At 57.3% G+C, this 21,094-nt stretch carries 21 protein-coding genes and 1 riboswitch; of the genes, 7 read left to right on the top strand and 14 right to left on the bottom strand.

Annotated elements, in window-relative coordinates:
* Positions 1–133 precede the first annotated feature (133 nt).
* Genes L462_RS20660 through L462_RS20670 form a run of 3 tightly spaced genes read left to right on the top strand, consistent with a single transcriptional unit; the run spans position 134 to position 3,095 of the window.
* A complete protein-coding gene (locus tag L462_RS20660) occupies positions 134–895 on the top strand; it encodes an endonuclease/exonuclease/phosphatase family protein (RefSeq protein ID WP_014169229.1) in 762 nt (253 codons plus the stop codon).
* Positions 892–2,133 (top strand): cardiolipin synthase ClsB, encoded by a 1,242-nt coding sequence (gene clsB / locus L462_RS20665; RefSeq protein WP_014169228.1) that lies wholly within the window; start codon positions 892–894, stop codon positions 2,131–2,133. The genes L462_RS20660 and clsB overlap by 4 nt, the downstream gene beginning before the upstream one ends.
* Positions 2,133–3,095: a lysylphosphatidylglycerol synthase domain-containing protein gene (locus L462_RS20670; protein ID WP_032677722.1), complete on the top strand. Its 963-nt coding sequence runs from the start codon at positions 2,133–2,135 to the stop codon at positions 3,093–3,095. Before clsB ends, L462_RS20670 begins: the two co-directional genes overlap by 1 nt.
* A gap of 58 nt (positions 3,096–3,153) precedes the next feature.
* Here the strand turns inward: L462_RS20670 and L462_RS20675 are convergent, their stop codons facing one another.
* The 6 genes from L462_RS20675 to moaA all read right to left on the bottom strand — a co-directional run bounded on the left by L462_RS20675 (position 3,154) and on the right by moaA (position 6,627).
* A complete protein-coding gene (locus tag L462_RS20675; RefSeq protein ID WP_014169226.1) occupies positions 3,154–3,861 on the bottom strand; it encodes a Bax inhibitor-1/YccA family protein in 708 nt (235 codons plus the stop codon).
* A gap of 58 nt (positions 3,862–3,919) precedes the next feature.
* Entirely contained in the window at positions 3,920–4,372 is a 453-nt protein-coding gene (gene moaE / locus L462_RS20680; RefSeq protein WP_014169225.1) for a molybdopterin synthase catalytic subunit MoaE, read from the bottom strand.
* Between the two features lies 1 nt (position 4,373).
* A complete protein-coding gene (moaD, locus tag L462_RS20685) occupies positions 4,374–4,619 on the bottom strand; it encodes a molybdopterin synthase sulfur carrier subunit (protein WP_032677721.1) in 246 nt (81 codons plus the stop codon).
* Positions 4,612–5,097, bottom strand: a complete 486-nt coding sequence (moaC, locus tag L462_RS20690) for a cyclic pyranopterin monophosphate synthase MoaC (RefSeq protein ID WP_008501142.1) — start codon at positions 5,095–5,097, stop codon at positions 4,612–4,614. The genes moaD and moaC overlap by 8 nt, the downstream gene beginning before the upstream one ends.
* A 3-nt stretch (positions 5,098–5,100) precedes the next feature.
* Positions 5,101–5,613 carry a molybdenum cofactor biosynthesis protein B gene (moaB, locus tag L462_RS20695; RefSeq protein ID WP_020884931.1) on the bottom strand — a complete coding sequence of 171 codons (513 nt, stop codon included), beginning with the start codon at positions 5,611–5,613 and terminating at the stop codon, positions 5,101–5,103.
* 24 nt (positions 5,614–5,637) lie between these two features.
* A complete protein-coding gene (gene moaA / locus L462_RS20700) occupies positions 5,638–6,627 on the bottom strand; it encodes a GTP 3',8-cyclase MoaA (RefSeq protein WP_032677720.1) in 990 nt (329 codons plus the stop codon).
* A riboswitch (molybdenum cofactor riboswitch) is annotated at positions 6,615–6,749 on the bottom strand. (Overlaps the previous gene by 13 nt.)
* A gap of 226 nt (positions 6,750–6,975) precedes the next feature.
* On the opposite strand from moaA, the gene yvcK reads away from it, so the two are divergent.
* Positions 6,976–7,884 carry a uridine diphosphate-N-acetylglucosamine-binding protein YvcK gene (gene yvcK, locus L462_RS20705; protein ID WP_020884933.1) on the top strand — a complete coding sequence of 303 codons (909 nt, stop codon included), beginning with the start codon at positions 6,976–6,978 and terminating at the stop codon, positions 7,882–7,884.
* An 85-nt stretch (positions 7,885–7,969) separates the two neighbouring features.
* Here the strand turns inward: yvcK and uvrB are convergent, their stop codons facing one another.
* On the bottom strand, positions 7,970–9,985 hold the full coding sequence (gene uvrB, locus L462_RS20710; RefSeq protein WP_020884934.1) for an excinuclease ABC subunit UvrB: 2,016 nt from the start codon (positions 9,983–9,985) through the stop codon (positions 7,970–7,972).
* A 751-nt stretch (positions 9,986–10,736) separates the two neighbouring features.
* Between uvrB and L462_RS20715 the strand changes: the two genes are divergently transcribed.
* Positions 10,737–11,459 carry an ABC transporter ATP-binding protein gene (locus L462_RS20715; protein WP_014169219.1) on the top strand — a complete coding sequence of 241 codons (723 nt, stop codon included), beginning with the start codon at positions 10,737–10,739 and terminating at the stop codon, positions 11,457–11,459.
* Here L462_RS20715 and bioD read toward each other — a convergent pair.
* From bioD to bioB, 4 genes are read right to left on the bottom strand one after another with little or no spacing between them, the layout of a single operon-like run.
* Positions 11,422–12,123, bottom strand: a complete 702-nt coding sequence (bioD, locus tag L462_RS20720; RefSeq protein WP_032670604.1) for a dethiobiotin synthase — start codon at positions 12,121–12,123, stop codon at positions 11,422–11,424. The genes L462_RS20715 and bioD overlap by 38 nt on opposite strands.
* Positions 12,116–12,871 carry a malonyl-ACP O-methyltransferase BioC gene (gene bioC, locus L462_RS20725; RefSeq protein WP_032677719.1) on the bottom strand — a complete coding sequence of 252 codons (756 nt, stop codon included), beginning with the start codon at positions 12,869–12,871 and terminating at the stop codon, positions 12,116–12,118. The genes bioD and bioC overlap by 8 nt, the downstream gene beginning before the upstream one ends.
* Positions 12,855–14,012: an 8-amino-7-oxononanoate synthase gene (bioF, locus tag L462_RS20730; RefSeq protein ID WP_032677718.1), complete on the bottom strand. Its 1,158-nt coding sequence runs from the start codon at positions 14,010–14,012 to the stop codon at positions 12,855–12,857. The genes bioC and bioF overlap by 17 nt, the downstream gene beginning before the upstream one ends.
* On the bottom strand, positions 14,009–15,049 hold the full coding sequence (gene bioB / locus L462_RS20735) for a biotin synthase BioB (RefSeq protein WP_014169215.1): 1,041 nt from the start codon (positions 15,047–15,049) through the stop codon (positions 14,009–14,011). Before bioB ends, bioF begins: the two co-directional genes overlap by 4 nt.
* Positions 15,050–15,117: 68 nt before the next feature.
* Here bioB and bioA point away from each other — a divergent pair, with 68 nt between their 5' ends.
* Both bioA and L462_RS20745 read left to right on the top strand, forming a co-directional pair.
* Complete coding sequence (gene bioA / locus L462_RS20740) at positions 15,118–16,425, top strand: adenosylmethionine--8-amino-7-oxononanoate transaminase (protein ID WP_014169214.1); 1,308 nt, start codon at positions 15,118–15,120, stop codon at positions 16,423–16,425.
* 72 nt (positions 16,426–16,497) lie between these two features.
* A complete protein-coding gene (locus tag L462_RS20745) occupies positions 16,498–16,974 on the top strand; it encodes a kinase inhibitor (RefSeq protein WP_014169213.1) in 477 nt (158 codons plus the stop codon).
* Positions 16,975–17,016: 42 nt separating this feature from the next.
* Here L462_RS20745 and hutH read toward each other — a convergent pair whose 3' ends face one another.
* From hutH to L462_RS20760, 3 genes are all read right to left on the bottom strand, one after another.
* Positions 17,017–18,537 carry a histidine ammonia-lyase gene (gene hutH / locus L462_RS20750; protein WP_032677716.1) on the bottom strand — a complete coding sequence of 507 codons (1,521 nt, stop codon included), beginning with the start codon at positions 18,535–18,537 and terminating at the stop codon, positions 17,017–17,019.
* Positions 18,537–20,222 carry a urocanate hydratase gene (hutU, locus tag L462_RS20755; RefSeq protein WP_032677715.1) on the bottom strand — a complete coding sequence of 562 codons (1,686 nt, stop codon included), beginning with the start codon at positions 20,220–20,222 and terminating at the stop codon, positions 18,537–18,539. Before hutU ends, hutH begins: the two co-directional genes overlap by 1 nt.
* A gap of 136 nt (positions 20,223–20,358) precedes the next feature.
* Positions 20,359–21,093, bottom strand: a complete 735-nt coding sequence (locus tag L462_RS20760) for a histidine utilization repressor (protein ID WP_014169210.1) — start codon at positions 21,091–21,093, stop codon at positions 20,359–20,361.
* Position 21,094 lies beyond the last annotated feature (1 nt).

Below are 21,094 nucleotides of genomic sequence, written 5' to 3'. Positions count from 1 at the left end.
GGCTTCTCTCCTGAAGGATTTTTCTCTGCTTAATCAGACTACCGCACTTTACGGAAAATTCCGTAACACCGCATCTTTTTGTGACGCCTACTACACTTTATTTTCATCGGGATAGTCACCCTGGAAGGAACGTATGACCAAAAAAATGCAGCATTTCTCGCTTAAAGTGCTGACGATAAACATTCATAAAGGCTTCACAGCATTTAACCGCCGCTTCATTTTACCGGAGCTGCGCGATGCGGTACGCACCGTCAGCGCGGACATTGTCTGCCTTCAGGAAGTCATGGGCGCGCACGAAGTGCATCCGCTTCACTTTGAAAACTGGCCGGACACCCCGCACTACGAATTCCTGGCCGACACCATGTGGAGTGATTACGCCTACGGGCGCAACGCGGTGTACCCGGAAGGGCATCACGGTAATGCGGTGCTGTCACGTTTTCCCATCGAACATTACGAGAACCGCGACGTCTCTGTGGGTGAAAGTGAAAAACGCGGGCTGCTTTACTGCCGTATCGCCCCGCCGGACCTGGCGTTCCCGGTGCACGTGGGCTGTGTTCATCTGGGCCTGCGCGAAGCCCATCGCCAGGCACAGCTAAAAATGCTGGCCGAATGGACCAATGCCCTGCCCGAAGGTGAACCCGTGGTCGTGGCCGGTGATTTCAACGACTGGCGGCAGCGGGCTAACCATCCGTTGAAGGTTGATGCGGGACTTGAGGAGATTTTCACCCGTGCAAACGGCAGGCCTGCACGCACCTTTCCGGTACGGTTCCCGTTTTTGCGACTCGACAGAATCTACGTGAAAAACGCCCATGCCAGCAGCCCGACTGCACTGGCGTTACTTAACTGGCGACATCTTTCCGACCATGCGCCGCTCAGCGCGGAGATCCACTTATGAAATGTTCATGGCAGGAAGGCAACCGGATCACGCTGCTGGTCAACGGGGATGAATATTACCCCGCGGTGTTTGACGCGATTGACCACGCAAAGCAGAAAGTGATCCTTGAAACGTTTATCTGGTTCGAAGACGACGTCGGTAAGCAGTTGCACAGCGTGCTGCTTCGTGCTGCCCTGCGTGGCGTCAAAATCGAAGTGCTGCTGGATGGCTATGGCTCACCGGACCTCAGTGATGCGTTCGTCAATGAGCTCACCTCGGCAGGCGTCGTGTTCCGTTATTACGATCCTGGCCCTCGCCTTTTCGGCATGCGTACCAATCTTTTCCGCCGGATGCACCGCAAAATTGTGGTGGTGGATGAGACGGTAGCGTTTGTTGGCGGCATTAACTACTCCGCTGAACATATGTCCGATTACGGCCCGGAAGCCAAGCAGGATTACGCGATTCGCATTGAAGGACCGGTGGTGCAGGATATCCTGCTCTTTGAGCTGGAAAACCTGCCCGGTAAAGAGGCTGCCCGGCGCTGGTGGCAGCGCCGCCATCATCGCCCGGAAGAGAACCGTCACCCCGGTGAAGCGCAGGCGCTGTTTGTCTGGCGGGATAACGGTGAGCACCGGGACGACATTGAGCGGCATTACCTGAAGATGCTGGCGAATGCGAAGCGCGAAGTGATTATCGCCAACGCCTACTTTTTTCCGGGCTATCGCCTGCTGCATGCCATGCGCAATGCGGCCCGACGCGGCGTGCGGGTGAAGCTCATCGTTCAGGGCGAGCCGGACATGCAGATTGTCAAAATCGGTGCCCGGTTGCTGTACAACTATCTGGTGAAAGGTGGCGTACAAATTTACGAATATCGCCGCCGGCCGCTGCACGGCAAAGTAGCCCTGATGGACGATCACTGGGCCACCGTGGGCTCCAGCAATCTCGACCCGCTGAGTTTGTCACTGAATCTTGAAGCTAACCTGATCATCCACGATCGCCAGTTCAACCAGACTCTCAGGGATAACCTGCAGGCGTTGATCGTGAACGACTGCGTGCGCGTGGACGAATCCATGGTGCCCAAACGCACCTGGTGGAATCTGGGCATTAGCGTGGTGGTGTTCCACTTCCTGCGTCATTTCCCGGCGATGGTGGGCTGGCTGCCGGCGCACACGCCAAAACTTGCGCTGGTGGATCCGCCTGTCCAGCCTGAAATGGAAACCCAGGACCGCGTTGAAGCGGAAGATGGAGGGAAAACCTGATGTCAAAATCACATCCACGCTGGCGGCTGGCTAAAAAGATCCTCACCTGGCTGTTTTTCATCGCCGTCGCGGTTCTGCTGGTGGTTTACGCCCAGAAAGTTGACTGGGAAGAGGTGTGGAAAGTTATCCGCAACTACAACCGGCTGGTGCTGCTGGGCGCGGTGGGGCTGGTGATTGTAAGCTACCTCATGTACGGCTGCTATGACCTGCTGGGCCGCGCCTACTGCGGCCATAAGCTTGCGAAGCGCCAGGTCATGCTGGTGTCGTTTATCTGCTACGCCTTTAACCTGACATTGAGTACCTGGGTGGGCGGGATCGGCATGCGCTATCGCCTATACTCGCGCCTCGGCCTGCCGGGCGGGACCATTACGCGCATTTTTTCCCTCAGCATCACCACCAACTGGCTGGGTTACATTCTGCTCGGCGGAGTGATTTTCACCATCGGCGTGGTGCAATTGCCTGCGCACTGGTACATCGATGAAACCACGCTGCGGATTTTAGGCTTTGCATTACTGCTCATCATTGCGCTCTATCTTTGGGCCTGCGCCTTTGCCAAACGCCGACACATGACCATCAAGGGGCAAAAACTGGTGCTGCCTTCGTGGAAATTCGCGGTCCTGCAGATGGCCGTGTCCAGCGCCAACTGGATGGCGATGGGGGCGATTATCTGGATGCTCATTGGTGCAGATGTGAATTACTTCTTTGTGCTGGGCGTGCTGCTGGTCAGCAGCATTGCCGGCGTGATCGTGCATATCCCGGCGGGGATTGGTGTGCTGGAGGCGGTATTTATCGCCCTGCTCGCCGGAGAGCATGTTTCACAGGGTACGATTATTGCCGCCCTGCTGGCCTACCGTATGCTCTATTACTTCCTGCCGCTGGCGCTGGCAACGGTGTGTTATCTGGTGCTGGAGAGTCGGGCGAAGAAACTGCGGGCGAAGAATGAGAAAGCGTTAGCGAAGTGAGGTCTGGCAGGGGAACTTACCCGGCCTGCGCAACGCAGGTCGGGTAAGGGAAACACCCTTAACGACGGTTGCCTAAAATACGCAGCAACATCAGGAACAGGTTGATGAAGTCCAGATACAGCGTCAGGGCGCCCAGAATCGCGTATTTGCGCAGGTTTGAGCTGTCGCGTACGTCAATCTGTTCGCCAATATTTTTCAGCTTCTGAGTGTCGTAGGCCGTCAAACCGACGAAGATCACCACCCCGATATAGGTCACCGCCCACATCAGCGCTTCACTCTTCAGCCACAGGTTCACCAGCGACGCCAGCACAATCCCAATCAGCCCCATAAACAGCATGCTGCCGAAACCGCTCAGGTCACGCTTCGTGGTGTAGCCGTAGAGGCTCATCGCACCAAACATCCCGCCAGCGACCACAAACGTGCTGGCGATGGAGGAATAGGTATACACGATGAAGATGCTGGAGAGCGTTAGCCCCGTCAGTGCCGAGTAGAGCATAAACAGCGTGGTCGCCATTCCGGCGCTCAGCTTCTGCACCAGGCCGGAGAGAACAAAGACCAGCGCCAGTTGCGCGATGATCAGCCCAAAGAAGGTGATTTTGCTTGAGAAGATAAACATCATCAGCTCAGGCGTGTTGGCTGCATACCATGCGATAAAGGCGGTCAGCAGTAAACCGACCGTCATCCAGCCATAAACCTGAGCCATATACGTCTGCAGCCCGGTACGGGTCTGCTGTACTATTGAATCGGAACGCGGAAATCGGTCCATGATTCACTCCTGATTAAGTAGACACACACGTTAAGACTAACACATTCACGCAAACCGACTACCAACGACTGGCGGCTTCTTTGTCACTGTCACGCGACTCAACCCACCTGTCGCCTTCCGGCGTCGCTTCACGTTTCCAGAATGGCGCTTTGGTTTTGAGGTAATCCATAATGAACTCCCCTGCTGCAAACGCACTACTACGGTGGGCACTGGTCACGCCGACAAAAACGATTTCCTCGCCAGGCCACATTTCACCAATACGGTGGATAACCGTCACTCGCCCGAGCGGCCAGCGGCCACGCGCCTGTTCAACGATCTCCGCGAGGGATTTCTCCGTCATGCCCGGATAGTGCTCCAGCGTCAGCGCCTTTACGCTGTCGCCGAGATTATGGTTACGCACTTTACCGGTGAAGGTGACAACCGCACCGTCTTCGTCACGCTCTGCCAGCCAGTCATATTCTGTACCAACGCTGAAACGATCATGACCTACCAGAATTCGGGTTTCAGCCATCTTAGCCCCCTGTCACCGGCGGGAAGAAGGCCACTTCATCCCCGGTCGTCAGCGGATGGGTCAGCTCCACCAGCGTCTGGTTAACCGCGGCCAGCAGCTTGCCTTCATCCAGCGCCAGCGCCCAGCGGTCGCTTTGCGCGGCAAGATGCGCACGCAGGTCGGCAACGGTGTCAAACGGGGCATCAAGCGTCAGGCTGTCGGTGCCCACCAGCTCGCGGACCTGAGCAAAAAAGAGCACCTTAATCATGGCTGTCCACCTTAAAATCACCGGATTTGCCACCGCTTTTCGCCAGCAAACGAACCGGGCCAATCACCATATCTTTCTGCACCGCTTTGCACATGTCATAGATAGTCAACGCGGCGACAGAGGCCGCCGTCAGGGCTTCCATCTCAACCCCGGTTTTCCCGGTTAAGCGGCAGAGCGATTCGATGCGCACGCGGTTGTGCTCCGGCTGCGCCTGCAGGTTGACTTCCACCTTGCTCAGCATCAGCGGGTGGCAGAGCGGAATTAAGTCCCAGGTGCGTTTCGCAGCCTGGATCCCGGCGATGCGGGCGGTGGCAAAGACGTCGCCTTTGTGATGGCTGCCGTCAATAATCATCGCCAGGGTCTCTGGCAACATGGTCACGAAGGCTTCAGCACGCGCTTCACGCACCGTTTCGGCTTTGGCGGAGACATCCACCATATGTGCTTCGCCAGCGGCGTTAATGTGGGTCAGTTGCGACATAACTTATTTCTTTAAATGGGGATGGAAATTACACGGACGGGTACGGGCATCCAGCTGCGGCGCAATGATATTTTCCCACGCGGTGCGACACGCTTTTGTCGAGCCTGGCATGGCAAAAATCAACGTGCCGTTCGCCACACCGGCCACCGCACGCGACTGCAGCGTGGAGGTGCCAATCTCTTCAAACGAGAGCATGCGGAACACTTCACCAAAGCCTTCCACTTCCCGGTCAAACAGCGGGACGAGCGCCTCGGGAGCCTGGTCGCCTGTGGTAAAACCGGTGCCACCGGTGATCAGCACCACCTGCACCTCATCGCTGGCAATCCACTGAGAGACCCGTGCACGAATGGCATAACGGTTCTCTTTCACGATCGCCTTATCAACAATACTGTGCCCGGCATCATGTGCCGCATCGCGCAGCCAGTGGCCGGAGGTGTCATCCTCTTCACCGCGGCGGTCGGAAACGGTAAGAATAGCAATGCGTGTCGGGATAAATTCCGCGCTAACCTGACTCATCTTCTGGTTCCTTCTTAAGCCTGATTACCCGCCAATGTAGGACAGGTTCTGAGTAATGCCGGTGTTGCCCTGATGCAGGAAGTGGGTCTGTTTTTTGTGCGTCAGAGCTTCAGAAATCCGCGCTTCAAGCGCGGCCTGTTGGGCGTCTTCCGCCAGCAGATCGCGAAGGTCGACACCGCCATCCCCGAACAGGCACAGATGCAGCTTACCAACGGAGGAGACGCGAAGACGGTTACAGCTGGCACAGAAGTCTTTCTCATACGGCATGATAAGCCCGATTTCCCCTTCGTAATCCGGGTGACAAAAGACCTGCGCCGGGCCGTCGCTGCGCTGACGGATCTGGTGGATCCAGCCGCGTTTCAGCAGCTCATCACGCAACACCATCCCGGAGATGTGATGCCGACGGAACAGCTCACTGCCCTCGCCGGTTTCCATCAGCTCGATAAAACGCAACTGGATGGGGCGGGATTTGATCCACGCCAGGAAGGTATCAAGCTGGTGATGGTTGACGTCACGCATTAGCACCGTATTGACTTTGACCTTCTGGAACCCGGCACTGAACGCCGCGTCAATTCCATCCATCACCTGGCGGAATTTATCCTGGCCGGTAATGGCATGAAACTGGCGGGCATCGAGGCTGTCCACGCTGACGTTGATGGCGGTTAAGCCCGCGTCGCGCCAGGCCGCAACGTCGCGAGCCATACGGTACCCGTTGGTGGTGACCGCAATCTGACGGATACGATCGTTCTCACGCACCGCAGCAATGATATCGGGGAAGTCACGACGCAGAGAGGGTTCCCCTCCGGTCAGGCGGACCTTTTCCGTGCCGAGTTCAGAGAATGCGCGCGTGACGCGGCGCACTTCGTCCACGGAGAGAAAGCCGTTATTGGTGACGCTGCCCGGTTTGTAGCCATCGGGCAGGCAGTAGGTGCAACGGAAGTTGCACACATCGGTAATCGACAGACGTAAGTAAAAAAACTTACGCGCGAATGCATCAGTAAGTTGTGAAGCCATGTACACCTTTCCAGAGACGGGAGGCACAGTCATTTCTTTCTGTACCCTGGTGGCATATTCGCCACGGCCAGGACGCCATATCTTTCGACACAGGCGCCAGGGCTCGAGTGTATGTTTTCAAATTTGAAAACGTGGTTATGGCGATAGTAGCGCGGAAATCTCCCCTTCGCCATTATCACTTAACGCTATATAACAATATACATAACGACATAATCGTGTATTTTCGCTACAGAATACCTAAAAACAGCATATTCACATTGATATACGTCATTTTGCGCCGGGTGAGGCATCGTCTTTTAGGGGTAGTTAGGGTAGTGTTACGCAGATCGAACGTGATAAGGAATGTGTATGCGCAATCGCACTTTTGCGGATCTTGACCGTGTTGTCGCTCTTGGCGGAGGCCATGGTCTGGGGCGAGTGATGTCTTCTCTGTCTTCACTTGGCTCAAGGCTGACAGGGATAGTGACAACCACGGATAATGGCGGCTCCACCGGGCGTATTCGACGCGCGGAAGGGGGTATCGCCTGGGGCGATATGCGTAATTGTCTGAATCAGTTAATTACCGAGCCGAGCGTCGCTTCGGCGATGTTTGAGTACCGTTTTGGCGGTAACGGCGAACTTTCCGGGCATAACCTTGGAAATTTGATGCTTAAAGCGCTGGATCACCTGTCAGTGCGCCCGCTGGAAGCCATCAATTTGATCCGAAACCTGCTCAAGGTTGACGCGTTCCTGATCCCAATGTCCGAACAACCGGTCGATTTAATGGCGATCGATGCGGAAGGGCACGAGGTTTATGGCGAAGTGAACATCGACCAGCTTACCGTGCCGCCAAAAGAGCTGATGACCTACCCAAGCGTGCCCGCCACGCGTGAAGCCATTGAGGCCATCGGCGAAGCGGATTTGATTTTGATTGGGCCGGGCAGTTTTTACACCAGTCTGATGCCCATTTTACTGGTCAAAGAGCTGGCACAGGCCCTGCGCAGAACGCCCGCCCCCATGGTTTACATCGGCAATTTAGGCCGTGAGTTGAGCCCGGCGGCGGCCAGCCTGTCGCTGGCGGATAAACTGAATCTGATGGAGCAGTACGTCGGGAAGAAAATCATCGATGGCGTAGTGGTCGGCCCGAAAGTTGATGTATCAGGGATTGGCGATCGCGTAGTGGTGCAGGAGCCGCTGGAAGCGAGCGATATCAAATATCGCCACGACCGTCACCTGCTGCGTGAAGCGCTGGAGAAGGCGATTCAGGACCTGGGATAGAGATTAGCCTTCACCCGACCACTCTCCCACGGGAGAGTGCAACCACTAAAAAAATGACAGCCTGCGGCTGTCATTTTGCTTTTACCTAGGAGGCGGCGATAAACAGATCGCGCAGCTGATGCAGCTGGTCGCGGATTTGCGCGGCCTCTTCGAATTCGAGGTTCTGCGCATGCTGCATCATCTGCCCTTCCAGTTCGTGGATTTTCTGCTGCAGCGCTTTTGGCGTCAGCTCGACGGTATCCGGCTCAACCACTGAACGCGCCTTCCCGCGCCCTTTCGCTTTGGTCTTCGCAATGTTCTGACCCAGCGCCAGAATATCCACCACTTTCTTGTTCAGGCCCTGCGGCGTAATGCCGTGCTCTTCGTTGTAACGCTGCTGTTTCTCACGACGACGCTCCGTTTCGCCAATTGCTTTCGCCATTGACGGGGTTATTTTGTCACCGTAAAGGATCGCTTTACCGTTAACGTTACGCGCGGCACGGCCAATGGTCTGGATCAGGGAGCGTTCAGAACGCAGGAAGCCTTCTTTGTCGGCATCCAGAATCGCCACCAGCGAGACTTCTGGCATATCCAGGCCTTCTCGCAGCAGGTTGATACCCACCAGCACGTCAAACTCGCCCAGACGCAGGTCGCGGATGATCTCCATACGCTCGACGGTATCGATATCCGAGTGCAGATAACGCACCCGCTCACCGTGCTCCTCAAGATACTCGGTGAGATCTTCCGCCATGCGCTTGGTCAACGTCGTTACCAGCACGCGCTCGTTGATGGCCGCGCGGATACGGATTTCTGACAGCAGATCGTCAACCTGAGTGGCGACCGGACGCACCTCGATAATCGGATCCAGCAGCCCGGTCGGACGCACCACCTGGTCAACCACCTCATCGCCCGATTTTTCGAGCTCGTAGTTGCCCGGCGTAGCCGAGACGTAGATGGTTTGCGGTGCCAGCGCCTCAAATTCTTCAAACTTCATGGGACGGTTATCCAGCGCCGATGGCAGACGGAAACCATACTCCACCAGCGTCTCTTTACGCGCCCGGTCACCGCGATACATCCCGCCAATTTGCGGGATAGTCACGTGAGATTCGTCGATCACCAGCAGACCGTCTGCCGGCAGATAATCAAACAGCGTCGGCGGTGGCTCGCCCGGACCACGCCCGGAGAGGAAACGTGAGTAGTTTTCGATACCGGAGCAGTAGCCCAGCTCGTTCATCATCTCCAGGTCAAACTGGGTGCGCTGGCTCAGGCGTTGCTCTTCCAGCAGCTTATTATTCGCCAGAAGCACCTTACGGCGGTCTGCCAGCTCAACTTTGATCTCTTCCATCGCCTGCACGATACGCTCGCGTGGCGTCACGTAGTGCGTTTTCGGGTAGATGGTATAGCGCTGAACGACCGACTCGACGTGGCCGGTCAGCGGGTCAAACAGCGACAGGCGTTCAACCTCTTCGTCAAACAGCTCAACGCGCAGGGCGATATCGTCCGACTCTGCCGGGAAGATATCAATCACCTCGCCGCGCACGCGGAAGGTACCGCGCTGGAACGCCTGATCGTTACGGGTGTACTGCAGCTCTGTCAGACGGCGTAAAATAGCGCGCTGATCGATGATCATCCCCTGGGTCAGGTGCAGCATCATCTTCAGATAGAGATCCGGATCGCCCAGACCGTAGATAGCCGACACTGACGCCACCACCACCACATCGCGACGCTCAAGGAGCGCCTTCGTCGCCGACAGACGCATCTGCTCAATGTGTTCGTTCACCGAGGCATCTTTCTCAATGAAGGTGTCAGAGCTCGGGACATACGCTTCAGGCTGGTAGTAATCGTAGTAGGAGACAAAATATTCAACGGCGTTATCCGGGAAGAACTCTTTCATCTCGCCGTAAAGCTGAGCGGCCAGGGTTTTGTTTGGGGCCAGCACCATCGTGGGGCGCTGCAGATCGGCGATAACGTTGGCAATGGTAAACGTTTTGCCCGAACCCGTTACCCCCAGCAGCGTCTGGTGCGCCAGCCCATCTTCCAGCCCCTCTTCGAGACGTCGGATCGCCTCAGGCTGATCGCCGGAAGGACGGAATGCAGAATTCAATTTGAACGGTTTACTCATGGGCGACAACCTGATGACGTTATAAGCGGCAGGTGAGTAATTTTACTCGTTGCTGCCAGGAATGCCAGTAAAAAACACTGGATGAAAAACCAGTAGCATGTCAGGATATTTAGAGTACCGGCAGGGTGATTAGCGCGATAGCGGTCAAAATTTGGACCGTGACAACATAAAACACCAGTCAGGACGGGTTATCCCCAGAACTTTTTCTTTTTTAACATTTGTCAAGCCAGGTAATGATAGTTTTATGGCAACAGGTGACACTTTCATTACGGCAATTGCTTTTATCTAACCAATTAAATATTAAGCGATATTTTCTAAAGCCGCGTTTCGCGCCAATTTGGTCGTAACCCGCGTCTTCTCTCGCTTATCGCGTGTTTTCTAACTCTAATGCACATGGTTATCCACAGGAATAGTGGATAACTGCTTCCAGCCCGTGCAGACCGCCGCTCAGCAAATTCCCGACTTTTCCCACGAAACGGCAGCAAAAATTTTTTATAGCTATTTTTTGCTGATAAACAGTTGTGTCATTCATAACCAACCGATGCGATCTTGCTCACATTTCCACCATTTTAACCCTGCACCACAACTCATCACGTCCGGCACCGCGGATGTGCAAAGGGGGTAATCACACACCGCTTATCCAGGACAAATTCCTAAAAAAGTCTCTTTTTTAATCAATTTAGGGTTTCTGGCAGGAGTTTTGCACATCCCACAATGAGCCTCATCCACACAGATTTTTAAGGAGAGAAAGATGTTGAGTCTGCGTGCAGTTAACCAGTTTTACGGAAGCCAACATACGCTATGGAACGTGGATTTAGATTTTCCCAAAGGCATGTGTACAGGCGTTGTTGGCCTGCCGGGGATGGGCAAAACGACCCTGATGAATTGCATCGCCGGGAAAGTGCCTGTCGACAGCGGCACCATCATCTGGCACGAAGCCGGTGCACCGCCGCGAGATTTGCTTAGCCAGACGCCAGAACCCTTCGCTGGTCCGGGAATAGGCTATGTCCCGCAGGACAGGCGGATTTTCTCCCAGTTAACCATTGATGAAAATCTGCATATCGCCATGCGGGCGACAGGGAAGCCTGACCCTGAAGCGAAAAGTGACGTTTACGACCTCTTTCCGGAACTCTATGCGCTGCGACAAACCCGGGCCAACACGCTTTCGCCAGACGACCAGTATCAGCTGGCGCTGGCCAATGCGCTGGTCATCCGTCCGCGGATGCTGATTCTGGATGAACCGATGCATGGCGCGGGCCACAGCTTCGCCCAGAAGCTGAGCCAGCTGCTGGTGCGGTTAAACCGGGAACTGGGAATGACGGTGTTGTTAGCTGAGCAGCAGCTGTCGTTTATCCGCCGGGTCGCGGAGCGCTTTTGCATGCTGTATCGCGGGCGTAACGTGGCCCAGGGCCACGTTAACGAGCTGGATGACGAGCTTATCGCCCACTGGATGTCGCTGGAGGCAAGACGCTGAGATCGAGGTAATGCCCGGTTTCAGCGCACCCGGCAGTGTCAGCCAGCCACGGGATCTCCCCAAGAAACGGCGCAGGAAGCACCCGCTTCAGCGTTGCCAGATACTCCTGATGTCGCCTGCCCGGCGCAACCACGTCGTTGGCTATCCAGCCGGCCAGGCGCAGCCCGGCCTGCTGAACGGCCTGGGCAGTCAGCATCGCATGGTTGATACAGCCGAGTTTGACCCCTACCACCAGAATTACCGGCAGCTGCTCGATTTGCACCCAGTCAGCAAAGGTCTGGTCCGCCGAAAGTGGCGTAAACCAGCCACCGGCGCCCTCCACCAGCACCCAGTCAGCCTGGCGTTCAAGGGCGCGTAACCCGGCAGAAAGCACGGCAAAATCAATCGGGCGACCTTCATCGGCGCTGATAATATGCGGCGAGGTGGGCTCGGCAAAGGTGTACGGATTCACCGCTGAATAGGCAAGTTCAAGCGTGCTGTTGCGCTGGAGCGCCAGCGCGTCGGTATTGCGTAACCCGTGCGCCGTCATCTCGCTGCCGGAGGCGACAGGTTTATATCCGGCGGTGGTTTTTCCCTGCATGCGCGCCGCCTGCAGCAGCGCTGAGCTGGCAACCGTCTTGCCCACTTCGGTATCTGTTCCGGTGACAAAATAACGTTCAGTCACGTTCAATAATCCCATGAAAAAGTTGATATGAGAGCGGGAACTGCCCCCGCTGCTGCGGCCACGCCAGCTCCAGACGCTGCAACTGGCCGCGGGTAAGAGGTTTCTTTTCACGCCCCGCATGCAGATGGGTCGCGCCAATGCCCTTCAGGGAGCGCATGGCGCTGAAGGCATCGTCGAAATTCAGCGTAATGGTCTGCTCAGCGCAGCGATAGCGCCATCCCGCCAGCGCGTGGATGACCTGCTCGTGCGGCAAAAAACGGTTAGCGTGAGGTTGTTCATCCACCGCTTTCCACGCCTGATTGAGCTCCGGTAAAGAGCTTTCCAGCAGCGTGGTGAAGGCCACGCATCCGCCCGGGCGTGCCACGCGATAAAGCTCGTTTAATGCCTGCGGGAGACTACTGCACCACTGTACCGCCAGATGGCTCCAGACCAGATCAAACCGCGCATCCGGCAGCGGAATGGACTCAATATCGGCAACCAGATAGTGGTGCGCGGCCTGCTGCTGACGGGCCTCCTCGAGCATATCGGGCGACAGATCGATAGCCGTCACCTCGCTGCCGGCCGCACGCCAGTGTCGGCTATTAGCACCCGGCCCACACCCGGCGTCCAGCACCTGAGGGAACCGGGTCTCGTTGAGTAAAGCAAGCAGACCCTGCGCGCTCTGACGCTGGAGTTCATCGTGCTGCGAATAGCTGCGCGCGGCCCGGCCAAATGCCGCCGCGATCGCCTGTTTATTCACGGGTGTCATGCAGCGCCTCCAGAAGTGCCTCGATATCCTCTGCTTCGTGCGCCGCCGTGAGCGTCAGACGCAGTCGGGCAGTGCCGGGCGGTACGGTTGGTGGACGAATAGCCGTCACCCATATCCCCCGCTCGCGAAGCGTCTGCGCCAGCGTGAGAGCCTGACCGTTTTCCCCCACCATCACCGGCTGGATTGCGCTCTGCGAATCGGTGCTCTGGAACGGAAGATGGCGTAACCCCTGGCGAAAACGCCGGATATGTTCCGCCAGACGCGCCCGTCGTTCCGCACCTTCAGCGCTGCGGATCACCGCCAGTGATGCAGACAGCGCCACGGCCTGTGCGGGCGGCATACTGGTGCTGTAAATGAGATGACGGGCGAACTGCAGCAGATAGTCGGCGACAGACTCGCTGCACAACACAGCCGCCCCGCTCACGCCAAAACCTTTCCCGAAAGTCACCACCAGCAGTTCCGGCTTCACGTTTTGCTGATGGATGCTACCGCGCCCTTCCTCACCCATCACGCCAATACCATGCGCATCATCAACCAGCAGCCAGGCGTTTTGTCGCTGCGCCGTCTCATGCAGCGGACGCAGCGGTGCGCTGTCGCCGTCCATGCTGAACACCCCTTCTGTGACCACCAGCTGCTGTCCGGTGCAGGGCTTATCGAGCAGACCAGCAAGCTGAGCCGCATCGTTATGGGCAAAGCGGCGGAGCTGCGCAGGGCTTAAACTTGCCGCTTCCAGCAGCGAGGCGTGACTTAAGCGGTCGGCAACAATGCGGTCGTCCTTGCCCATTAGCGCGGTGATGACCGCCTGGTTGGCGGCAAAACCTGAAATGAACAGCAACGCACGCGGATACCCCAGCCAGTCGGCAAGGGCCTCCTCCAGCGCCTGATGCGCCGTGGTGTAGCCGCTGACATGCCCCGAGCCGCCGCTGCCGACGCCAAACCGCTCCGCCCCCTGCTGCCAGGCGCTGACGATTGCCGGGTGCTGGCTCAGCCCGAGATAATCATTGCTGGAGAAATTGCAAAACTGCCGGCCCTCGCGGGTGAGAAAACGGCCTGCGCCGTTTTCTACCACGTTGCGAACGCGAAAAGCATCTGCCGCCCGCCGTTCTTCGAGCGCAGAATGGATACGTGCCTGCCAGGTCATACGGTTGCCGCGTTGTAGAACTGGTCAGTATCGGCGTTGAAAATCTGCTGCTCCAGCTGCTGCTGTTGCTCGTTATCCCCCGTCAGGACGTCGGTCTGATGCGGGTTCAGCCCCAGCTTGCGGAACAACTGGACGTCTTTGTCCTCTTCCGGGTTCGGGGTGGTCAGCAGTTTGCAGCCGTAGAAGATGGAGTTGGCCCCGGCCATAAAGCACATCGCCTGCGTCTGCTCGCTCATCTGCTCACGACCCGCCGAGAGGCGCACGTAGGAGGTCGGCATCATGATACGCGCCACCGCAATGGTGCGGATAAAATCAAATGCATCCACGTCTTCGTTATCCGCCAGTGGCGTACCTTTAACTTTCACCAGCATGTTGATCGGCACGCTTTCCGGCGGCGTGGGCAGGTTCGCCAGCTGCAGCAGAAGACCCGCACGGTCTTTCACCGTTTCACCCAGTCCCACAATCCCGCCTGAACAGACTTTGATGCCGGCGTCACGCACTTTATCCAGGGTGTCGAGACGCTCCTGATAGGTCCGCGTGGTGATGATATTGCCGTAAAATTCAGGGGAGGTGTCGAGGTTGTGGTTGTAGTAATCCAGCCCTGCTGCGGAAAGGCGTTGCGCCTGCTCTTCGTTCAGCGTGCCAAGGGTCATGCAGGCTTCCAGCCCCATCTCTTTCACCCCTTTCACCATCTGCTCCAGATACGGCATGTCGCGATCGTGCGGGTTTTTCCATGCCGCGCCCATACAGAATCGGGTTGAGCCTGCATTTTTCGCCTTACGGGCGGAGTCGAGCACCTGCTCCACTTCCATCAGTCGTTCAGATTCAAGCCCGGTTTTATAGCGCGCACTCTGCGGGCAGTATTTGCAATCTTCTGGGCATGCGCCGGTCTTGATCGACAGCAGCGTACTGACCTGCACATGGCGTGGATCGAAGTGCTGACGATGCACCTGTTGGGCTTCAAACATCAGCTCAAGGAAAGGTTTATTGAATAATTCAGTAACTTGCGACATCGTCCAGCGTGCGTGGTGAGCCATGGGGCTTCTCCAAAGGGTTTTGTTAATTTTCAGATCGGTTTATACTCGTAAACCTAAAACTTTTCAAAATGGTTTACAAGTCGATTATGACCCAGGACGATCTCGCCTTCGACAAGCAGCATATCTGGCACCCTTACACTTCCACTACCCGCCCCCTACCCGTTTACCCGGTCGCCTCGGCTCACGGGTGCGAACTGACCCTGAGCAGCGGTGAGTCGCTTGTGGACGGCATGTCATCCTGGTGGGCGGCTATTCACGGGTATAACCACCCGCGTCTGAATGCGGCGATGAAAGCGCAGATTGACCAGATGTCGCACGTGATGTTTGGCGGTATCACCCATCAGCCCGCGGTTGACCTTTGCCGGCGTCTGGTCGCGATGACCCCGGCCCCGCTGGAGTGCGTTTTCCTTGCAGATTCCGGCTCTGTTGCCGTGGAAGTGGCGATGAAAATGGCGCTGCAGTACTGGCACGCCAGAGGTGAGACCCGCCAGCGGTTCCTCACCTTCCGCAACGGCTATCACGGCGACACGTTCGGCGCGATGTCGGTGTGCGATCCGGATAACTCCATGCACAGCCTGTGGAAGGGCTATCTGCCAGAGAACCTCTTTGCCCCGGCACCGCAAAGCCGTTTTGATGGGGAGTGGGATGAAATGGACATGGTCGGTTTTGCGCGGCTGATGGCTGCCCACCGCCATGAGATTGCCGCCGTTATTCTTGAGCCGGTTGTGCAGGGTGCAGGCGGGATGCGGATGTACCACCCGGCATGGCTGACGCGCATTCGTAAGATGTGCGATCGCGAAGGCATTCTGCTGATTGCCGATGAGATCGCCACCGGCTTTGGCCGCACCGGCAAGCTGTTCGCCTGCGAGCATGCGGGGATCGCACCGGATATTCTGTGTCTGGGTAAAGCGCTGACCGGCGGCACCATGACGTTGTCCGCCACGCTGACAACGCGCCACGTTGCCGACACCATCAGCGACGGCGACGCAGGCTGCTTTATGCACGGCCCGACGTTTATGGGCAACCCGCTGGCCTGCGCGGTGGCGAGCGAAAGCCTGGCCATTCTCGAGAGCGGCGAGTGGCAAACGCAGGTCGCGACGATTGAAGCGCAGCTTCGCCAGGAGCTGAGCGCAGCGTCAGCGGCTGAATTCGTGGCGGATGTGCGCGTGCTGGGTGCCATCGGCGTGATTGAGACCACCCATCCGGTTAACATGGCGGCGCTGCAGCGTTTCTTCGTGGAACGGGGAGTGTGGGTGCGTCCTTTCGGCAAGCTTATCTATCTGATGCCGCCTTATGTTATCTCGCCGGCTCAGCTACGTCAGTTAACGGCTGCGGTAGTTGACGCCGTTAACATTCCCGCACATTTTGCGATTTAACCCTGAGCGTTAACGTCGGTACTCTGTTTATGCATTACACTTTTTGCATAATCGGGTACCGAGGTAAATCGTATGAAAATCATCAGTAAAGATCTGCGCGACGGGGAAAAACTGCCTGAACGCCACGTTTTTAACGGCATGGGTTATCAGGGGGATAATATCTCTCCGCATCTGGCGTGGGACGATGTTCCGGCGGGAACCAAAAGCTTTGTTGTCACCTGCTATGACCCGGATGCCCCTACAGGCTCAGGGTGGTGGCACTGGATAGTGGCGAACCTGCCTGCGGATACGCGCGTTCTGCCGCAAGGTTCCGGCTCTGACCTGGTGGCGCTGCCTGAAGGCGCTATCCAGACCCGAACCGATTTTGGCAAAGCGGGTTACGGTGGCGCCGCGCCGCCAAAAGGGGAAACGCACCGCTATATCTTCACGGTTCACGCGCTGGATGTGGACAAGATTGAGGTGGATGAGGGTGCGAGTGGCGCAATGGTCGGCTTTAACGTCCATTTTCATTCGCTGGGTAGCGCATCGATCACGGCAATGTATTCGTAAAAAAACCGGTGGCCTGAACGTGTCCGGGCCACCGGGCAAATCTTAGAGCACCGAAGGCAGTAAGCCCACCAGGCTTCCCTTCTCCAGCAGCGCGATCGCTTTATCAATATCCGGCGCAAAGAAACGGTCATCATCGTAATGCGCGACCTGTTCACGCAGCAGATGACGCGCCTGTTCCAGCAGAGGGCTGGACTTCAGACCTTCACGCAGATCAACGCCCTGACATGCGGCCAGCCATTCCACCGCCAGCACGCCGCGGGTGTTGGCGGCCATCTCCCACAGACGACGCCCAGCGGCCGGGGCCATCGAGACATGATCCTCCTGGTTCGCTGACGTTGGCAGACTGTCCACGCTGTGCGGATGCGACAGGGCCTTGTTCTCGCTCGCCAGCGCCGCGGCCGTCACCTGGGCAATCATAAAACCGGAGTTAACCCCGCCGTTGCGGACCAGGAACGGCGGCAGCTGGGACATATGTTTATCCATCATCAGCGCGATGCGACGTTCGGATAAGGCCCCCACTTCCGCAATCGCCAGCGCGATATTATCCGCCACCATCGCCACAGGCTCGGCGTGGAAATTTCCCCCGGAGACCACTTCGTTTTCCTGAGCGAACACCAGCGGGTTATCAGACACCGCATTCGCCTCCACCAGCAGCACTTCTGCCGCGTGGCGCAGCTGCGTCAGACAGGCTCCCATCACCTGGGGCTGACAGCGAAGCGAGTACGGATCCTGTACCTTGTCACAGTTATGGTGAGAGTCTGCAATATCGCTGGTCTCGGTCAGCAGGTGACGGTACATCGCCGCGGCGTCAATCTGCCCGCGCTGGCCGCGCACCTCGTGGATACGGGCGTCAAACGGACGACGTGAGCCAAGCACCGCCTCGGTGGTCAGCGCACCGCACACGACCGCGGAGGCGAAAAGATCTTCGGCTTCAAACAGACCACGCAACGCAAACGCCGTCGAGGCCTGGGTCCCGTTAAGCAGCGCCAGCCCTTCTTTCGCCGCCAGCGTTATCGGGGTTAACCCGGCTTTTTTCAGCGCCTCTTTCGCAGGGAGCCACTCGCCCTTCCAGCGAGCCTGACCTTCACCGAGCAGCAGCAGCGACATATGAGCCAGCGGCGCAAGATCGCCGGATGCACCGACGGAACCTTTTGCCGGGATCCACGGATAGACCTCCGCATTCACCAGCGCCATCAGCGCCTCGATCACGCTGAGGCGAATTCCGGAGAACCCACGCGCCAGACTGTTGATTTTGAGCACCATCATCAGGCGGACAATGTCATCATCCAGCGGTTGACCGACACCCGCCGCATGCGAAAGCACCAGCGAGCGCTGTAAATTTTCCAGATCGTGCGTGGCGATACGCGTCTGCGCCAGCAGACCAAATCCGGTGTTGATGCCGTAGGCGGTACGTCCTTCGGCAATAATGGCTTCAACGCAGGCAACGCTGTCGTTAATCGCGGCGTGGGCGCTTTCATCAAGTGAGAGCGTGACCGGTTGACGCCAGACGTTACGCAGCTGTTTGAGCGTCAGTGAGCCGGGAGTGAGGGTTAAGGCGTTCATTAATGCTTTCCTTGTGTGGCAGGGATCATCGGCAGGTTCAGGCCCTGCTCTTTGGCACATTCAATCGCAATCTCGTAACCGGCATCCGCGTGGCGCATTACGCCGGTTGCCGGGTCGTTATGCAGCACGCGAGCGATACGCGCTGCCGCTTCATCCGTACCATCACACACGATGACCATTCCCGAGTGCTGGGAGAAGCCCATTCCTACGCCACCACCGTGATGCAGCGACACCCAGGTCGCCCCGCTGGCGGTATTCAGTAAGGCATTCAACAGTGGCCAGTCGGACACGGCATCGGAGCCGTCGCGCATGGCTTCGGTTTCACGGTTCGGGCTGGCAACAGAGCCCGAGTCGAGATGGTCGCGTCCGATAACAATCGGCGCGGAGACTTCACCGCTGCGCACCATTTCGTTAAAGGCCAGACCCAGTTTTTGTCGCCACTCCAGCCCGACCCAGCAGATCCGCGCCGGCAAGCCCTGGAAGTTAATGCGCTCGCGAGCCATATCCAGCCAGTGGTGCAGATGTTCGTCGTCGGCGACGATCTCCTTCACTTTGGCGTCAGTTTTGTAGATATCCTCCGGGTCGCCGGACAGGGCCACCCAGCGGAACGGGCCAATACCGCGACAGAACAGCGGGCGAATATAGGCAGGCACAAACCCCGGGAAGTCGAAGGCGTTACTCACGCCCATCTCTTTCGCCATCTGGCGAATATTGTTGCCGTAATCAAATGTCGGAATGCCCATCTGGCTAAAGGCCAGCATGGCGTTCACGTGCTCCGCCATGGAACGTTTAGCGGCGAGCACCGTGCCTTCCGGGTCACTTTCGGCGTTTTGCTGGTACGCTTCCCACGTCCAGCCCGATGGCAGGTAGCCGTGAAGGGGGTCGTGCGCGCTGGTCTGGTCGGTGACGAGATCCGGGCGTACGCCACGGGCCACCAGTTCAGGGAGAATGTCAGCCGCGTTGCCGCAGAGCGCAATCGACATCGCTTTGCCTTCTGACGTGTATTTTTTGATGCGTGCCAGCGCGTCATCCAGGTTTTCAGCCTGTTCATCGACGTAACGGGTACGCAGACGGAAATCTATGCGGCTCTGCTGACATTCGATGTTCAGGGAGCAGGCACCAGCAAGGGTCGCGGCCAGCGGCTGTGCGCCCCCCATTCCCCCAAGACCGGCGGTCAGTACCCAGCGACCTTTCAGCGAACCGTTATAGTGCTGACGACCGGCTTCCACAAAGGTTTCGTAGGTGCCCTGCACAATCCCCTGACTGCCGATGTAGATCCAGCTTCCCGCCGTCATCTGGCCATACATCGCCAGCCCTTTGGCGTCCAGCTCGTTAAAGTGTTCCCAGGTCGCCCAGTGCGGGACAAGGTTAGAGTTGGCGATCAGCACGCGCGGTGCATTCTTGTGGGTTTTGAACACGCCGACCGGTTTGCCGGATTGCACCAGCAGGGTTTCGTCATGTTCCAGATGAGTCAGGGATTCAACAATCGCGTCATAGCACTCCCAGTTGCGCGCGGCGCGGCCTATGCCGCCATACACCACCAGCTCGTGGGGGTTCTCCGCGACCTCAGGATCGAGGTTATTCATCAACATGCGCAGCGGGGCTTCGGTGAGCCAGCTTTTGGCGGTGAGTGTGGTGCCGCGCGCGGCGCGGACATCCTGCTGGCGGTATTTACCTGACGACATTGTGTGCTCCTCATACGGGACAGATGATGTATTCAGATATACTTGTATAGACAAGCACACACAAGGTCGGATTTAACAAAAAAGATACAATTTTGTTATATTGCGTTAGCTATCACGCTTTTAAAACGTATGACCCTTACGACATGAAATGGCCCTGCAGCCGGTATCGATTTCCCGGAAACAGCAGTCTGGCATGCGACACAATATGCGACGAAGACCAGGTACGGCGACGAATGAGCAGGCAAGGATCGTGCTCTTTGATCCGCAACAGTTCGCACTCCTGCGGCGTAGCGCGAACCGCTTCCACGATGTGCTCCCCTTCCGTCAACGGCGCGATGAGCGAAAGATAGGCATGCGGCGTGGTCTGGGTGTAATCCTGATCCAGGTACTCGGGCACCCGATCGGCGTTCACGCAGCGATCTTCAATCTGCACCGGGATGTCGTTTTCATAATGCACCATCACGGAATGAAAGATGCGGCTTCCCTCTTTGACATTCAGCTCCACGGCCTGCTCAGCGCTGGCCTGTGTCTCTTCGAGCACCAGCACTTCACAGTGGTGCTGATGGTTTCGCGAGGCTATCTCATCGGCAATACTTCTGATCTCAAACAGCGCCGATTGCCCTTTCGGCTCCGCGACGAAGGTTCCGACCCCCTGCAGACGCACCAGAAGGCCCTCATCGGTCAGCTCGCGCAGCGCCCGGTTGATGGTCATTCGGCTAAAACCAAACTGTGCGACCAGTTCGGCCTCGGACGGAATGCGATCGTGCGGCCGCCAGACGCCGGTTGCGATTTTTTCGCTGATGGCCTGCTTCACCTTTTCGTAGAAAGGCGCGGGAGGGCTGGACTGCGACAGCGGTGAGCGTGAAAACATT

Origin of the sequence: Enterobacter sp. BIDMC 26 (assembly GCF_000534435.1) — a bacterium.
Classification (GTDB): Bacteria; Pseudomonadota; Gammaproteobacteria; order Enterobacterales; family Enterobacteriaceae; genus Enterobacter; species Enterobacter ludwigii.
Note: the sequence above shows the minus strand (reverse complement) of the source record. Positions and strands in the feature narration are given on the sequence as shown.

Bases quoted from the DNA above. Each gene is read 5' to 3' on its own strand.
- L462_RS20660 (WP_014169229.1), top strand. From the start codon at position 134: ATGACCAAAAAAATGCAGCATTTCTCGCTTAAAGTGCTGACGATAAAC.
- clsB (WP_014169228.1), top strand. From the start codon at position 892: ATGAAATGTTCATGGCAGGAAGGCAACCGGATCACGCTGCTGGTCAAC.
- L462_RS20670 (WP_032677722.1), top strand. From the start codon at position 2,133: ATGTCAAAATCACATCCACGCTGGCGGCTGGCTAAAAAGATCCTCACC.
- L462_RS20675 (WP_014169226.1), bottom strand. From the start codon at position 3,861: ATGGACCGATTTCCGCGTTCCGATTCAATAGTACAGCAGACCCGTACC.
- moaE (WP_014169225.1), bottom strand. From the start codon at position 4,372: ATGGCTGAAACCCGAATTCTGGTAGGTCATGATCGTTTCAGCGTTGGT.
- moaD (WP_032677721.1), bottom strand. From the start codon at position 4,619: ATGATTAAGGTGCTCTTTTTTGCTCAGGTCCGCGAGCTGGTGGGCACC.
- moaC (WP_008501142.1), bottom strand. From the start codon at position 5,097: ATGTCGCAACTGACCCACATTAACGCCGCTGGCGAAGCACATATGGTG.
- moaB (WP_020884931.1), bottom strand. From the start codon at position 5,613: ATGAGTCAGGTTAGCGCGGAATTTATCCCGACACGCATTGCTATTCTT.
- moaA (WP_032677720.1), bottom strand. From the start codon at position 6,627: ATGGCTTCACAACTTACTGATGCATTCGCGCGTAAGTTTTTTTACTTA.
- yvcK (WP_020884933.1), top strand. From the start codon at position 6,976: ATGCGCAATCGCACTTTTGCGGATCTTGACCGTGTTGTCGCTCTTGGC.
- uvrB (WP_020884934.1), bottom strand. From the start codon at position 9,985: ATGAGTAAACCGTTCAAATTGAATTCTGCATTCCGTCCTTCCGGCGAT.
- L462_RS20715 (WP_014169219.1), top strand. From the start codon at position 10,737: ATGTTGAGTCTGCGTGCAGTTAACCAGTTTTACGGAAGCCAACATACG.
- bioC (WP_032677719.1), bottom strand. From the start codon at position 12,871: ATGACACCCGTGAATAAACAGGCGATCGCGGCGGCATTTGGCCGGGCC.
- bioF (WP_032677718.1), bottom strand. From the start codon at position 14,012: ATGACCTGGCAGGCACGTATCCATTCTGCGCTCGAAGAACGGCGGGCG.
- bioB (WP_014169215.1), bottom strand. From the start codon at position 15,049: ATGGCTCACCACGCACGCTGGACGATGTCGCAAGTTACTGAATTATTC.
- bioA (WP_014169214.1), top strand. From the start codon at position 15,118: ATGGTTTACAAGTCGATTATGACCCAGGACGATCTCGCCTTCGACAAG.
- L462_RS20745 (WP_014169213.1), top strand. From the start codon at position 16,498: ATGAAAATCATCAGTAAAGATCTGCGCGACGGGGAAAAACTGCCTGAA.
- hutH (WP_032677716.1), bottom strand. From the start codon at position 18,537: ATGAACGCCTTAACCCTCACTCCCGGCTCACTGACGCTCAAACAGCTG.
- hutU (WP_032677715.1), bottom strand. From the start codon at position 20,222: ATGTCGTCAGGTAAATACCGCCAGCAGGATGTCCGCGCCGCGCGCGGC.
- L462_RS20760 (WP_014169210.1), bottom strand. From the start codon at position 21,093: ATGTTTTCACGCTCACCGCTGTCGCAGTCCAGCCCTCCCGCGCCTTTC.